This window comes from Williamwhitmania sp. (assembly GCA_035529935.1).
Taxonomy (GTDB): domain Bacteria; phylum Bacteroidota; class Bacteroidia; order Bacteroidales; family Williamwhitmaniaceae; genus Williamwhitmania.
This window is the reverse complement of sequence record DATKVT010000145.1, coordinates 14,207-30,157: the sequence shown is the minus strand read 5'-3', so window position 1 is coordinate 30,157 and position 15,951 is coordinate 14,207. Positions and strand designations below refer to the sequence as shown.

Genomic DNA, 15,951 nt, shown 5'->3' with positions numbered 1-15,951 from the left:
ATGCGCAAAAACAGTGCGGGGAAAAAGCCAATGAGCAGCATTAGCAACCCAACAAAATACATGGGAACCAGCTGCAGCTGGCCCTGCTCCTGCACCTCCTCGATGTTTACATGGCGGGAACTACCCAAAAATACAATGCTGAAAGCCTTGGTAAAGCAGAGGAGCGCCAAGCCACCAATCAGCACTAGGCTAAGCAGCGAAAATAGCACAATCACCAACGTTCCTATGCTCCCACTTCCTATCCAGCCATACAGGCCGCTGTATATCAAAAACTCGGAAACAAACCCGTTGAACGGTGGAAGTCCGCTGATGGCCAACGCCGCAATTAGAAAGAGGATGGCCGTGCGGGGCATCTTCTTAATTATTCCACCCAACTTCTCAATGGCAACGGTGTGGGTGGCAAGGTAAACGTTTCCGGCTCCGTAGAAAAGTAAGGATTTAAAGAGGGAGTGGTTTAGCACGTGGAGCAGTGCACCGCCAAAGCCCAGAATAGCCAGCACCTCGTTGTGTATTCCCAACCCAATGGTTCCAATCCCCATCCCAATTCCAATGATGCCAATATTTTCGATGCTGTGGTAGGCCAGCAAACGCTTAAGGTTGTGCTGAATAATGGCCAGCATCACGCCATAGACGCCCGATAGTATGGAGGCAAAAAGAATGATAAACCCAATGGTGGTATAATCGGAATTGATGAGCAGAAGCATACGCAGCATTCCAAAGATACCAATCTTTATTACCACACCCGACATTACTGCCGAGATGTGTGCCGGAGCAACGGGGTGTGCGTAGGGAAGCCATGTGTGGAATGGAACGAAACCCGCCTTTATCGCAAACCCAATGAAAAATGCCAAGAACAGAGCAATGCCCGCCATAGCTGACTGGTGGTGTGCAAAATCGGCAATGGCGCTGAAGCTGTAGCTCCCAGTTTTGAAGGCCACATACATAAAGCCCAGCATCAAGAAGATAATGGATACATGGGAGTGTATGAGGTAGTTGATGCCAGCCCGCAGCGTATCCTTCTTCTCGTGTTCAAAGGTTATGAGCACAAAGGCCGAGAGCGCCATCATCTCCCAGAAGAGGAGAAAGACCATTGCATTTTGAATGGCACAAAGGCCAACCAACGCAAGATGCAGCAAAATGTAGGCAATGGCGTGTAGGGTGATGCTGTTTCGCTGGTCGGCATAGCGCTTCATGTAGCCAAGACCGTAGAAAATCCCCGTGGTCATGGTAAAGTTGATGGTGAGTATAAACCAGGCCGAAAGCGCATCAACCTTTATGACAACAGGACCAAATGTGTAGGTACCAGTTAGCATAACCTCAAAGCTATGCCCCAGCAGTGCCGGAATGGCAACCATGCTGCTCACAATGGCAATGGTAACAACGGCTGCAGCGGCAAACATTCCCTTGCCCCGAACATTGACGAGGAGAATGACCACAATTGCGGCGATGATTAATACCAATAGTCCATTGATTGCTACCATACACCTACCAGTGAGAACAACAGTGCAACAACAATAAAGGCAATTCCATAAATTACGTATGCTTGAACCCTTCCGTTTTGAACAAAGAGAAACAGGCCAATAAACCGGTTAATCCCCTTAACCAGCGGATCGATAATTCTAAACTCAAAAAAGTCGTGGTAGTAGGAGGAGTATTTGCGCTCCTGCGGGAACACCTCCTCCACCGTCAGCTCGCTGTAGCTCTTCTTCTCAATAAGAATGAAGTTAAGCAGCTTTCCAAGCGATTTGGAAAACGACTTTCCGGTATACTGTATTCGGGATGAAGGTGCCGTGTATCCACAACCCCACGTTGGCTCAACGGTGGTTTCAACTCCTCTTCGTGAGAACCACAGCCGAATTGCGTAAACAGCTCCAACCATCGCAATAAAGATTAACGACCAGAGGCTTATATGCGAGAGCACCGATTCATACCCAGAAATGCTTAATGTGGTTAACTCAACCGAAGAAAAATGCTGCCAGCTAAGAGCACTCCCCGCTATCCTGATAAAGTATCCGGGAAAGATGGCCACCGCCATCATTGCAGCAACGGTTGCGTATTGCGGAAGGAGCATCAATTTTGATACCTCCGTCGGTTCGCTCTTTAGCTCCTGACGAGGTGTGCCCAGAAATATGGTTCCAAACGATTTGGTAAAGGTGAGAATGGAGACACCGCCAATCACACTCAACACTGCAGCCGATAGCACCATGAGGGTAGAAATGGCAACGTCGGTTGAATGGAAGCCCTCAAACATACCGCTGTAGAGCAAGAACTCAGAGATAAAACCGTTGAAAGGAGGCAGCCCGCCAATGGCCAATGCCCCGATGAGAAAGAGGAATGCAGTATGGGGCATCTTGCGTAGCAATCCGCCCAGCTTCTCCATATTGCGTGTGTGCGTTTGACGGTAAACCGAGCCGGCAGAGTAGAAAAGCAGCGACTTAAAGAGCGAATGGTTGAGCACGTGCAGCAGCGCACCACCAAAGCCTAGGTAGTAAAGCACAGGATTGTGCAGTCCAAGGCCAACTAAACCAAGCCCTATGCCTATTCCTACCAGACCAATATTTTCGATGGTACAGTAGGCCAACATCCGCTTAAAGTCGCGATGAACTGCAGCATTTACTATACCAAACAGTCCCGTGAGCAGCGACAGGGTAAGCACCACCTCACCCAACAGTAGAAAGTCGGAAGTTAAAAAGTAGGCAATGCGGAAAATACCGAAAATGCCCATTTTTACAATCACACCCGACATTACGCCCGATACATGCGAGGGAGCAGCAGGGTGAGCATAGGGAAGCCAAGTGTGCAACCCAATAAAGCCGGCCTTAATTCCAAACCCAACAAAGAATAGCAGAAAGAGCCAGATGTTAACATTCGTCTTGAAAAACTCTCCTATTCCAACAAAGTCAAAAGTTCCTGTTTTAAAGTAAACCCAAATAAAGGCCACGGTGAGCAGCACCACGCTCAGGTGCATCTGCACCATATAGTTTATGCCCGCCTTAATCACCTTGGTGTCGGTGTGGTCGAACATGATTAGGAAAAGTGAGGAGAGACCCATAATTTCCCACGACACCAAAAATGCAATGCTGTGCTGCACCGAGCACACCCAAATCATGGAGGCGTGAAACAGAACAAACATAGCGTAGTGTAGGGCTTGAATGGTTCTTGTTGGATTGTAGGCCTTCAGATAGCCAATGCCGTATATTAAACCGGTAACAGAGGTAAAGTTTACCACCAAAATAAACCAAGCCGAAAGGGCATCGATGCGAATGGGGATGTTGCCTAGAAATTGTCCTCCATACAAGGTGAATTCCACACCATGCGAAAGGCCCGCAATGGCAATAGCGGTAGTTAGTGCAGCTCCAATGGCCAAGCCGACAAACGCAAGTAACGGTTTCAGTCTAGGCGAAACAAACAGCAGGGCCACTACCATTAGTAAAACCGTAATGAGATGTATTTCAAAGAGAAATGATGATAACCACTCCGCGCCAAAGCCCATGCCTGTAATGATTTTCCGTGGAAATTTTCTTTCGTATGAAAGTGCAAAGAAACAACAAATATGAAAATGAAAATTTGAGTGCCATCAACTTTTTAGTTGATTTAGACCCATGCAATTTACATTGTTTTGCTCTACTTTTACCAAAAAATAAGAATGACCACATCCAGCCAATTCCCCATCGATAAGTTCACCACCAAGAATATATCCATACTGCACGACCTTCCCCCCTCGGTGCGGAAGAGCATTGAGGCAAAGATGGTTTACAAGCAGTTCAGCAAAGGGCAGGCCATCTTTTTGGAGGGCTCCTACCCAGCCGGGATTTTTTACCTAAAGGAGGGCTTGGTGAAGAAGTATAAAACCGACTACACCGGGCGAGAGCACATTCACCAAATTTGCACCGACGGCGATCTTCTTGGCTACTCGGCTGTGCTGGCACAGGAAACCTACCCCGATTCGGCCTCCACGCTTGAGGCCAGCAACATTGGCTTCATCCCAAAGGAGAGCTTTATGGAGATTTTAGGCCAATCGGAATCGCTCATGTTCAACCTGCTCTCCAACTTAAGCCATGAGTTTGGCGTGCTGGTGAACAGCGTCAACGTTTTTGCCCACATGTCGGTTCGTGAACGGCTGGCCCTTACGCTCCTTATTCTCACCGAGAAATTCCCAACAAACTCCAATACGCAGCTAACGGAGATTAAGCTCTCCCGCATCGACCTCGCCAACATGGTGGGCACCACCGTAGAAACCCTTGTGCGCCTGCTTCAGGAGCTTCGCAAGGAGGGCATTGTGGAGATAAAAGGGAAGGTGATAATCCTGATAAAGATTAAGGAGTTGGTGCAAGCGTCGAACTTTTATTAGCAATTCGATGCTCATCAATAAGAAAGGACCGCCCAGCTGGGCGGTCCTTTCGTGCGATTTTGAAGTTGCTTTACTCTTAGTTTCGCAGCAACTTTAACGTAACAGTTTTGCCATTCATCCTCATGCGCAGGTAGTAAATGCCAGCTTGATAGCCACTAAGGTCAACACTTAAAGTTCCCTTGCTGCCATCAGCTGTTTGGCTAAGCACCGTTGCTCCCGTAACCGAGAATACGTCCATTTGGATTTTTCCTAAAACGGGGGTGCCGAGCTCAACGTTGAACTGTCCATTGGATGGATTGGGGAAAACATGCGCGTTGGAGGCCAACGTATTGTCCGCTATTCCATTCAAAACATCTGCCGTTACGGTCCAGTCGGTGGTGGTTAATCCATCCTCGGAGGTAACCGAGTAAACAACGGGGGCTGTAAAATTATTGGCCGTAACACCACTTTGCTGTGGTGCGGCACCCACCTTGGCCGTGGCGCCACCACCGGAAAGGGTAAAGGTTGCAGCTAGGTTTGCCAAGGAGGAGCCATACGGCATATTTACCGTTATGGACCTGCTGGCAATATCAATGGTTGAGCTGGCTTGCCCCTGCAGGCTGAAGGCCACAAAATCCGTTTCAGTATCGACTACCCTAACTTCCCAACTGCGGGTGGTTAACCCATCCTCGGAGGTAACCGAGTAAACAACTGGGGCTGTAAAGTCGTTGGCCGTTACCTCGCTTTCCTGCAGCGCTGCACCTACCTTGGCGGTTGCGCCTGCCGATAGGTAGAAGGTTGGAATAAGGGCAGAGTGGTCGGTACCCTTGGCCACGTAGACCAAAACAGTCCTTGTTGCCTTATTAATAAGCGGCTGGTGGGATTGCTGATCGAGGCGGAAGGAGGTGATGTCGGCATAGATATTCTGCACGGCACCCTCAACCACCGTTACAGTCCAGTCCTGAGCATCGCCTGCTTCTGAAGTGATGGTGTAGGTTACCGGGTTGGTAAAATCCAAATCATCATTAGAAACATGTACAGTGAACCCATCTCTGGCTGCTGAAGCATAGTTCGAAAGGATGAAATAATGGGAAAGCCAATTCAAGTCTGTTCCTGCAGCAACGCCAACTGTAATACTATGGTTTGCTGTATCAATAACAGCATCTCCAACTTGGCCGTCGACACCAAACTGAAGAAAACTGTTGCCTGTTCCAACTGCACGCTTAGTCGCAATTACTTGCCAGTCTTGGGTAGATCCATCCTGGGCCTTAATTGTCAGCGTAAAGGGGTTGGTGTAGTCCAAGTAATCATTTTTGAATAGCTGGGTGTCACCTATATAGAGCGTTGCTCCATCCGATAGTAAAAATTCTGTTTGGAGGCTCGATAGGTTTGTGGTGGGATCGAACGGGAGGTTAATGGTATGGTCATCACTGTTAGCCACCGCAATATCAGACAATCCTTGTACCCTAAAGTAGTAAAAAATCTTTTCGGAACTAGGTCCATACTTGGATAGATGCCAACTTTCGCCCCGGATATCCTTCAAATAAATGATCCTCGGAACACCTGCCTTAACAATGTAGGTGTCCTCTCTGCCACAGAACATCGAGCCACTTCCAACTTGGTTTGAGCAATCGGAAAACAGGATGTAAAGTTTACTCGAGCTATAGCAGCCGGAAAGGCCTATTCTTCCATCCTCGGTTGGGGTGTAGATAAAGTACTGGTTGGTGTAGGCATTGTTGGCGTAGTTCTCACCCTCAACAGCCACAATAGGGTCGCTGCAGGTTTCACCTGGCACAACCGCGTTTTGCACCACCGTAACCATCCACTCCTGGGTAGCTCCATCCTCGGCGGTGATGGTGTAGGTGACGGGGGCGGTGAAGTCGTTGGCCGTGCTCCCGCTAACCTGCGGCATAGCGCCTATGCTGGCTGTAGCGTAAGCCGAAAGGCTGAAATCAGCAACAAGGCTGGTGAGATCCTGGTTAAAGGGAATGTAGGCTGTAATGGTATGGCTTGCCGCATCTATTAGGGCCGAATCGGTTGGGGTAACAAAAGCATAGGCTAGGATAGCCTTGCCGCTGTTTGCTGCGATGGCCTTGGTAACCGATACCGTCCAGTCGGTGGTAGTTGTGCTATCTTCTGCCACTACGGTATACACCACCGGGGAGGTAAAGTCGTTGGTATCGCGGCCGCTCTCCTGCCAAGCTCCATTAACGGAGGCGGTTGCCCCTTGAGCTAGAGCAAAGGTCGGCGTGAGTGACGATACATCCTCGTGCATCCCAACCTCAACGCTTACGGTATGGTCGGTGCTATTTATGGCGCTGCTAAGTGTTTTGCCGGGGAAGACAAAGGAGCTAATGCCGGTTTCGGTGCTGTAAGCCTGAAGTGAAAGGCTCCAACTATAGGTTGCTGAGGTATTATCATTTAGCCATTGAATAAAGTATGGATGCCCCTGCACAACCGGAAAGTGGACCCTTGATTGCCTACCGCAGCCGTCATCATTCCTAGCAATATAGTTTGGAACGCAACCATCATAGACCATAACGTAGGTATCCGCCTCGGTAAGCCCGCAGGTGGAAATGGTTGCTACGCCGCTGCTGCTGGGGGTGTAGGTAAACCATTGCGGCCCGGCCGCGTTGGAGGCGCTGTTTATTCCTACCGTGGCAGGTAAGGCTGTGGTGCAGGCTTCCCCGGGCTGTGGAGCCCTAACCCTGGGCGAGAAGGTGAGATTCCATAGGTGGAAATAGAAACCAGTATACCATTCAATATAGTAGGTATTGCCTGCCGTCAGAAATGTTGAGCCTTCACCATAATTGTTAGAATATCCAACATTTAAATAGTCATTACCGTTTTTAACAAAAAGAGCATAATAAAAATACGATTGGTCTTGATTTGCATTGAGTGGATTGGTTATATCCATCTCCCCATCAACGTTGGGTGTAAAGGTGTACCATTCTAGATAACTGTCATTGTTATACCAGGCACGGGTAGAGTTTAATCCCTCCTGCGCAGGAATGGCCATTTCGGCGTTAGACCCAGCTGGCAGAGGAGCTTCGGTTAGGCTCCAATCGTAGCTGGCCGATCCGCCAAGGCTGTTCCAGCGAATTAAAACGGTGTTTCCTTTATAAACCCATTGTGTCAGCTTGCTCTGGTAAGGCCAAGTTGATCCACATGGATAGGTTGGTCCGCCAATTAAATATTGGTTATCACAGCTGTTGTGAAGGAGATTTACATCCGTAGCGCTGGTGGTGAGGCCACAGGAGGAGATTGTTAAGATGCAATCGGAGGTAGTGGTATAGGTAAACCACTGGTCCACCGCTCCGGCATGGTTGCAATGGTTAATGCCCTGGGTAGCAACAGTAGCCGTGCCACAGCTGGTTCCTCCATCGGCGATGGCCGATTGCCACGCCACCAGCCATGCAAAAAGGAGGAAAACGGTAAGTAAAGATTTTTTCATTTTCGCCTGTAGTTAAATTTATAGGTTGAAGTAGAGTAAAAATAAAAAATATTTGGAAATAAACAATACTTTTTACCAAATTGAATTATTAACCTGTTGCTTTATATCTGATTTTAAACAATAATGCAATATTTGAATCAAGTTAGGCTTGTTATATGGAGCTAATTGACAAATTGAGTGCAATAAGCATAATAGAGCATTCCACTCTCCTAGCTGTGATAATCTCAATAAAAAAGGTTCTACCACGATTTAAGTGGAAGTTTGTAAATTAGTTGGCAAAAAATCAAATGTTTTCAGAGCAGTTTTTTGACTTGGTCTTGAATCTTGGCGACAATTGGAAGGTCGAGCGGGTCTACCTTAACGTTAAGACCGAAGAGGTTGATGTCTTTATTACCTATCTGGGCAGTGAGGCCGAAGATCCAGATACGCTGGACACCTATCCCCTGTATGATCATGCACCCTCCCGGCGGTGGCGCCATCTCGACACCATGCAGTATAAGACTTACCTGAACTGCAGCGTCCCGCGGGTAATGGGGAAGGACGGTAAGGTAAAGACCATTCGGATACCGTGGGCGGATAGCTACGTGCACCACACCTACCTTTTTGAGCAGCTGGCCATCGACATCCTGCTCAGCACCAAGAACCAAACCAAGGCTTCCGGCCTGCTGCGCTGCAGCTTTAACGTTGTAAACCGCATCATGCACAACGCCGTTAAGCGGGGGCTAGCCCACCGGCCCGAAGGGTTTCTCCTTGAGCACCTTAGCGTTGACGAAAAATCCTTCAAAAAGGGGCATAAATACGTAACGGTGCTCAGCGATCCCACCTCGGGTATCGTAGTCGATGTATCCGAAAACCGGGATTATGCCTCGTGCCAGCAGCTCCTGAAGCAGGCCGTAGAGGAAGCGCACCGCGACAAGGTGAAAACCGTAAGCATGGACATGTGGAAGCCTTACATGAACGCCGCGCGGGATGTGCTTCCCTGTGCAGAGGTTGTGCACGATCGGTTTCACCTGGTTAAGTACCTGAACGATGCGGTGGATAAGGTTCGAAGAAGGGAGGTAAGGCAGCACGAGGAGCTGCGGCATACCAAGTACATCTTCCTGAAGAATCCTGCAAACCAAACGGAGAAGCAGCGCATTAAGTTTGAGGCCATAGCTGAATCCAACTTCGAGGTCAGCCGCGCCTGGAGGGTAAAAGAGAATTTTCGGGATATTTTTGGCTGCGACTCAATTCAGGAAGCATCGCTGCTGGTGTTGCAGTGGATTAGGCATGCCGTGAGCGCAGGCATTAAGGAGATAACCAGCGTGGTAGAAACGTTTAAAGGTCACCTTCGGGGCATTATAAATGCCATGGCTGACACCTTTTCTAACGCCATGGCAGAACGCCTAAACGGCAAAATTCAGGAGGTTAAGGCGAGCGCAAAGGGGTATCGTAAATTTAATAACTTTCGCAGCGCAATTCTTTTCTTCCATGGAGGATTATACCTCTACCCATTAAAATAACAGTAGAACCATAAAAAAAGGCACAGCAATCGCTGCACCTTTTTCCTGATTAAAAACAAGTATCCTTGAGTGGACGGTTACGAGCGCCTCCTCTTCTTGCCTTCGCTTTTCCCACCAGATTTGCTTCCAGATTTTCCTCCAGATTTTGGCCTTGAACCTCCACCTCCACTGCGGGGTTTTCCTGCTGAAGGGCGAGACCGTCCAACATTGCGCTCACCCTCGGGCTTAACCACCCGCTCCTCACCCTCCTCGTGGAAGATACCATAGTCGAGCTGGCGCTTGGCCATGTTGGCCTGAAGCACCGTAATCTTAATTGGGTCGCCAAGTCGGTAGGCCTTGCCCGTGGTTTTACCCAAAATGGTGTAACTCTCCTCGTCGAAGTAGTAGTAATCGTCGTCGAGCTCGCGCATGCTCACAAGCCCTTCGCACTTATTCTCCACTATTTCGGTAAAAATACCAAAGTCGGCAACGCCAGTAATTACGGCATCGAATGCCTTGCCCACCTTGTCGGTCATAAACTCTACCTGCTTATACTTTATGGAAGCTCGCTCGGCATCAGCAGCCCTTTGCTCCATTTCGGACGAGTGCGCACAGAGCGTTTCGTACTCCTCCTTGTTCTTGCTTTTACCGTCGGCTAGGTAGTGGGCCAGCAACCGATGCACCATCATATCGGGGTAGCGACGAATTGGCGAGGTGAAGTGGGTATAGAACGGAAATGCCAATCCGTAGTGTCCAACATTATCGGTAGAGTAGCGGGCCTTTGCCATGGAACGTATGGCAAGCGTCGAAATAAGGTTCGACTCCGGCTTATCCTTTATCTCCTCAAGCAGGTGGTTGATGGACGACGATACATCCGATGGCTTCAGCGAAGGCGAAAGTGCATATCCAAAGCGGGTGATAAACTTCCTGAAATCGTTGAACTTCTCCGGGTTTGGTTGATCGTGAATACGGTAAACAAAAGTGGGTGCGGTCTTCTTCTTGCCCACCTTTCCAACAATCTCGGCAACCTTCTTGTTGGCCAGCAGCATAAACTCCTCAATGAGCTGGTTGCTCTCCTTGTGCACCTTGTAGAATACACGAAGTGGCTTGCCATGCTCGTCGAGTTCAAACTTAACCTCATCGCGCTCAAAGGCAATGGCGCCATCCTTAAAACGACGCTTGCGAAGTATGCGAGCCAAACGGTTCAGCTCCACAATCTCCTCCTTCATATCGCCGGTATTGGTTTCAATTACCTGCTGTGCCTCCTCGTAGGAGAACCGTCGCTGCGATTTAATTATCGTTCTGCCAAACCACTCGGCAACTACAATGGCATCGCCATCGAGCTCAAACACCGCCGAAAAGCAGAGCTTCTCCTCATCGGGACGAAGCGAGCAAATTTGGTTCGAAAGCCTTTCGGGTAGCATTGGAACAGTTCGGTCAACAAGGTAAACAGATGTAGCACGTTCTACCGCCTCGTTGTCGATAACTGACGTAGGGGTAACGTAGTGCGTAACGTCGGCAATGTGTACGCCAACCTCCACGTTCCCATTGGGTAGCCTACGAAATGAGAGCGCATCGTCAAAATCTTTTGCATCAGCCGGGTCGATGGTAAAGGTGGGTATTTGCATAAAATCTCGACGCTCCTTATACTCCGTTGCTGAAATTTTATCGGCAATACGTTCGGCAACCTTGTTCACCTCCTCGGGGAAATGGTAGGGTAGGTCATACTCGGCCAGAATGGCGTGCATCTCCACCTCGTTATTCCCAGGAGCACCCAGCACATCAACTATCTCGCCAATGGGATTCTTGGCATACATCGGCCACTCCACAATCCGGGCAATGGCCTTCTCCCCATTTTTTACATCCTTTAGAGAACCCTCTGGAATAAAAATATCGTAGGGCATATCCTTGCTCCCGGTAGTTAGGAAGCCAAAATTCTTTGTGATCTGAATAGTACCCACAAAATTTTTGCGTGCGCGTTCCACTATCTCAACAACCTCCCCTTCGGGTTTGTTGCCCCTTCGCTTCTTGAAAATGTGCACCCGAACCTTGTCGTTATGCAGGGCGTGGTTTAAGTTTTGAAACGATACAAAAATATCGCCACTCTTATCTTCAGGTACAATAAAGGCCGCCCCGCTGGCAATCATATCCACCTTGCCCATCACGGTGTCGCTGCCACCCTTAAACCGGAATAATCCCGGCTCCTCCTGCTCCACAAAACCATCCGAAGCAAGTTCATAGCATATCTCTACAACCATTCGCCGGTTTCCGTCGTCTTGCAGCCCAAGTATCTTGGCTAAACTCTTATAACCGTATAATCTTCCTGGATTGCTTGAAAATATTTCGAGTATCGTTTGGGTTAGATTTTTTTTATTCGTGCTGGTCTGCTTCTCCTTTTGTGATCTTTTTTTTGTCATGATTTGAATTTTTATGTTGAATTTTAAGCCTTACTTTGTTTTTAATCGGCTAAAAAGATAGATGTGCGATGGGGAAAAACCAAGTTTGGTTTCCAAAGTAAAGGTATCTATTTTTGTGCTAACCATTGTAAAAAAAGTGAAAATAGGCATTCTGGGAACAAGAGGGATACCCAACCGCTATGGTGGTTTTGAGGAGTTAGCCGAAAAACTTTCCGTGCTATTGGCTCTCAAAGGGCATGAGGTGTGGGTTTATGCTCCCTCGTTCACTTCCTCGGGAAATAAACAGCACAGCGGCGCAATTGTTGTATCCATTCGTATACCCGCATGGCTTCCCAGTAGTCTGCAAACCCTTATCTATGACCTCCGTTGCCTTCGCCACGCCAATCGTCAGCAGCTCAACGTAGTTCTAGAGTGCGGCTACAGCTTTAGCCCTTTTCTCTACCTGTTTCGACAAAAATTCCGAAACAGAGTTGTCACCAACATGGACGGTATGGAGTGGCAAAGGGCCAAGTGGGGATGGCTCGCTCGTAGATTTCTCCGGTTTGCTGAATCCATTGCCGTTAAACAGTCGGCAGAAATTATTGCCGACCACCCTGTTGTTCAAGAATACTACCAAAATCGCTATGGCGTAAGTGCCAACTATATTTCCTATGGTGCCGACTTTGATCAACCCAATGCACCTCAAGCCTTGTACCCACCAAGTGCTCGCGGTTACCTACTGGTAGTTTCCCGTCCCGAGCCCGACAACAGCCTCAACGAAATACTCCACGCTTTTAAGCTCTCTTCCTGTCCGCTTAAACTTATGGTTGTGGGTAGGTTTACCAATAGCTACGGACGAAAAATGGCGAAGCAATATTCATCCGACAAAATACTCTTTTTGGGTGGTATTTACGATAAGCCGCTGCTCATCTCCATGCTTGAGGGATCGCTGCTCTACCTGCATGGCCATAAGGTGGGTGGCACAAACCCCATGCTGCTGGAAGCCATGGCAAACGGCTGTCGTATAGTGGCGCACAACAACGCCTACAACCGAAGCATCCTTGAAAACCGAGCGGCCTTCTTCTCCTCGGAATCAGATTTGGTGCACATTTTCAACCGATCATTCGAGTATGCTCGAGCGCTGGCCGAAAAGGGTCCCGAAAACATTCTGATAATTGGAACCCACTACCAGTGGAACGATGTGGTCAACAGGTATGAAGAGCTGTTTCAAAAATTGGTGGAGAGAAACGAAGAAAAAGCAGCTGATTGCAAAAAATGAAGTCAATAAAAGCAAAAAATTAATTGCAGTGAAAAAGACAAACGCCGCCAGAATTCTCGATAAGCTGGGCATTGCCTACGAAATGGTGGAATACAAAGTCGATGAAAATGACTTGAGCGCAACCCATGTAGCCGAAACCGTTGGCGTTGATCCAGCAGTAGTTTTTAAAACATTGGTGACCCGCGGAGAGAAAAACGGTATTGGTGTATTTGTGATTCCGGCCACTGCCGAACTAAACCTAAAGGCTGCTGCCCAAGCCATGGGCGACAAAAAAGTTACAATGATTCAGGTAAAGGAGCTGCTACCCCTTACTGGTTATATTCGTGGTGGATGCTCCCCTTTTGGCATGAAGAAAAATTTTCCCACCTACCTGCATGAAAGCGCCAAGCACTATTCAAAGATTTATGTGAGCGCAGGTGTAAGAGGTATGCAGCTGGTGCTCAGCCCACAGGATCTAATTCAAGCAACGAATGCAACGGTTTGCAGCATTGCGGAATAAAAAAGAGGAGCAGCAACGGCTACCCCTCAATTTAATTTCAATATTGAACCTAATTGAATTCTATAACCCAAAGGTCTTCTTCACCTTCTCCACGTAGTCGACCTTTTCCCAGGTGAAGAACTCCACGTTGCGGAACTCCTCCTTGCCGTTTACCACAAATCGAACAGGCTTAACCAAGTAGTTGCGCCCAAAGTGGCCATAGGCTGCGGTCTCCTCATAGATGGGGTTCTTCAGCTTGAGCCGTTCCACCAGCATGCCTGGACGAAGGTCGAATAGCGCAGCAACTTTTTCCGAAATTTCGCCATCGGTAAGTCTTACATGTGCTGTTCCGTAGGTGTTTACAAAGATACTAACCGGCTGAGCAACGCCAATGGCGTAGGCAACCTGCACCAGTATTTCGTCGGCAACACCAGCCGCAACCATATTTTTGGCAATGTGGCGGGCTGCATAGGCTGCAGAGCGGTCAACCTTTGAAGGGTCTTTGCCCGAGAAGGCACCGCCACCATGTGCACCCTTTCCGCCATAGGTATCCACAATTATCTTACGACCGGTTAATCCCGTATCGCCATGTGGGCCACCAATTACAAACTTGCCGGTTGGGTTAACATGGAGTATATAATTTCCGTCAAAAAAGGCCTGAATTGATGGATTGAATAGGGCCTTAACCCGAGGAATAAGAATGCTCTTTACGTCCTCCTTAATTTTGGCCTGCATCTTCTCATCAGTATCGAACTCGTCGTGCTGAGTTGAGATAACAATGGTGTGAACGCGCTTAATTTTATTATCGTCACCATACTCAACCGTCACCTGGCTCTTGGAGTCTGGGCGCAGGTAGGTCATCACTTTCCCTTCTCGGCGGATGGCAGCCATCTCCATGAGTAGCACGTGTGACAGCACCACCGACAGTGGCATGTAGTCCTCAGTCTCCCTGCAAGCATAGCCAAACATCATTCCCTGATCGCCGGCACCTTGCTCTTCCTGCGAAGCTCTCACCACCCCGCGATTGATATCGGCCGACTGCTCGTGTATGGTAGAGATAACACCACAGGAGTTCCCGTCAAACATATAGTCGGCCTTGGTGTAGCCAATGCGGTTTACAACTGCGCGGGCAATTCCCTGAACGTCAACATAGGCTTCCGTTTTAACCTCACCAGAAATTACAACAAGCCCAGTGGTAGTTAAGGTTTCACATGCAACCTTCGATTCTGCATCCCTGCGAAGAAACTCGTCAAGAATGGCGTCTGAAATCTGGTCCGCAACTTTGTCCGGATGTCCTTCCGAAACGGACTCAGAGGTAAATAAATATCCCATTGAGAAAAAATTAATAGGGGTTAACAAAAAAGCGCGGAGGGACCTCGATTGGAATACAATGGCTGGGAAACAAGCGTTTTAGCGTTTTTTACCGTGGTTGCAAGCAGTCAAATCCATCCACAAACTGTGGGGCAAAGATAATAACTTTTAGAAAAACAAGTAGTTTTTTTACTTGTGCATCAAATGGTCGGAAACAAAACACTTTCCCGTATGCTCCACCATCTCCTTAAGTGGACGAAACTCCATGTTGAGCCAGGTGTTGGCCTTTTTGGCCGAGTAGTGAGTAAACCGGTTGGCGGTTTTGGCCAGCTCCTTGGTTACGATTGGCTCGGAGCCAGTTAGTAGGCTGCGTAGATATTCCAACCGCCAGCCAATGCCCAATAGAAATCGCTTGGCGGCTATATATGGAGTTCGCTTCCCAATTGCCTCGGCAATCATGCTTAAAAAATCACGGTAGAGGACATTCTCCCCCACCAGCACAAAACCTTCACCGGAAATATTTTTATCAGCAATGGAAGTTAAGGCTGCAACAACATCACGAACGTCTACAAATCCCGTTCCCCCAATGGTATAAAATGGCAAGCCAGTGCTAACAGCCCTGAAAAAATAAGGACTTCCTGCTCGCCAGTCTCCCGGTCCAATGATTACTGCTGGATTTACTATGGCAGCATTAAGTCCCTGCTCAATGCCACGCCACACCTCCATCTCGGAGTAAAACTTGCTTATGGAGTAGCCGCTCTCCCCCTTAGTCGATTTCCAACGGCAATGCTCATCGACCACACCCCCATTTGTTGGAATACTCAACGATGCAATGGAGCTAACGTGAATCATTCGCTTGCCATGCTCCAAAGCGGCATCAACAATATTGGCGGTTATCTCAGTATTGAACTGAATTACCTCATTTTTCCGAAGTGGACTAAACGAAAGAGTGGCGGCGCAGTGGTATAATAAATCGCATTGGACAATAAGCTCTTCCACAAAAGTATAGCAGGCAAGGCTACCCTCAACCCATCTTACTCGCTCAACGAGCTCATCGACACCTTCGCTACGGTAGAAGCGAAAAATATGCTTAACCTTTTCAATGCTTTCCTTGCTACGTACAATGGCGGTAACCTCATCTCCTCGCTCCAAGAGCGATAGAATAAGATGGCTGCCAAGCATGCCCGTTCCTCCGGTTACCAGTGCGCGTTGCAAAACAGTT

General features: G+C 48.4%; 10 protein-coding genes. 4 read left to right on the top strand and 6 right to left on the bottom strand.

The genetic code is table 11. From position 1 onward, the window contains the following. The coding region (locus VMW01_10910; protein ID HUW06758.1) for a proton-conducting transporter membrane subunit at positions 1-1,481 on the bottom strand (1,481 nt) is incomplete at its 3' end. Then, entirely contained in the window at positions 1,475-3,493 is a 2,019-nt protein-coding gene (locus VMW01_10905) for a proton-conducting transporter membrane subunit (GenBank protein ID HUW06757.1), read from the bottom strand. The genes VMW01_10910 and VMW01_10905, both read right to left, overlap by 7 nt. A gap of 153 nt (positions 3,494-3,646) precedes the next feature. Here VMW01_10905 and VMW01_10900 point away from each other — a divergent pair, with 153 nt between their 5' ends. Further along, positions 3,647-4,351, top strand: coding sequence for a Crp/Fnr family transcriptional regulator (locus VMW01_10900; GenBank protein HUW06756.1), 705 nt, complete (start codon positions 3,647-3,649; stop codon positions 4,349-4,351). 76 nt (positions 4,352-4,427) lie between these two features. On the opposite strand, the gene VMW01_10895 is transcribed toward VMW01_10900, so the two are convergent. After that, positions 4,428-7,784 (bottom strand): T9SS type A sorting domain-containing protein, encoded by a 3,357-nt coding sequence (locus VMW01_10895; protein ID HUW06755.1) that lies wholly within the window; start codon positions 7,782-7,784, stop codon positions 4,428-4,430. A gap of 287 nt (positions 7,785-8,071) precedes the next feature. Here VMW01_10895 and VMW01_10890 point away from each other — a divergent pair, with 287 nt between their 5' ends. Next, positions 8,072-9,286: an ISL3 family transposase gene (locus tag VMW01_10890; GenBank protein HUW06754.1), complete on the top strand. Its 1,215-nt coding sequence runs from the start codon at positions 8,072-8,074 to the stop codon at positions 9,284-9,286. Positions 9,287-9,363: 77 nt separating this feature from the next. Here VMW01_10890 and rnr read toward each other — a convergent pair whose 3' ends face one another. Next, entirely contained in the window at positions 9,364-11,682 is a 2,319-nt protein-coding gene (rnr, locus tag VMW01_10885; protein ID HUW06753.1) for a ribonuclease R, read from the bottom strand. Positions 11,683-11,818: 136 nt separating this feature from the next. Here rnr and VMW01_10880 point away from each other — a divergent pair, with 136 nt between their 5' ends. After that, positions 11,819-12,940, top strand: a complete 1,122-nt coding sequence (locus VMW01_10880; protein HUW06752.1) for a DUF1972 domain-containing protein — start codon at positions 11,819-11,821, stop codon at positions 12,938-12,940. Between the two features lie 28 nt (positions 12,941-12,968). After that, positions 12,969-13,439 (top strand): Cys-tRNA(Pro) deacylase, encoded by a 471-nt coding sequence (ybaK, locus tag VMW01_10875; GenBank protein HUW06751.1) that lies wholly within the window; start codon positions 12,969-12,971, stop codon positions 13,437-13,439. 60 nt (positions 13,440-13,499) lie between these two features. On the opposite strand, the gene metK is transcribed toward ybaK, so the two are convergent. Both metK and VMW01_10865 read right to left on the bottom strand, forming a co-directional pair. Further along, positions 13,500-14,750 carry a methionine adenosyltransferase gene (gene metK, locus VMW01_10870; GenBank protein HUW06750.1) on the bottom strand — a complete coding sequence of 417 codons (1,251 nt, stop codon included), beginning with the start codon at positions 14,748-14,750 and terminating at the stop codon, positions 13,500-13,502. A 168-nt stretch (positions 14,751-14,918) separates the two neighbouring features. After that, positions 14,919-15,944: an NAD-dependent epimerase/dehydratase family protein gene (locus VMW01_10865; protein HUW06749.1), complete on the bottom strand. Its 1,026-nt coding sequence runs from the start codon at positions 15,942-15,944 to the stop codon at positions 14,919-14,921. Between the last annotated feature and the right edge of the window lie 7 nt (positions 15,945-15,951).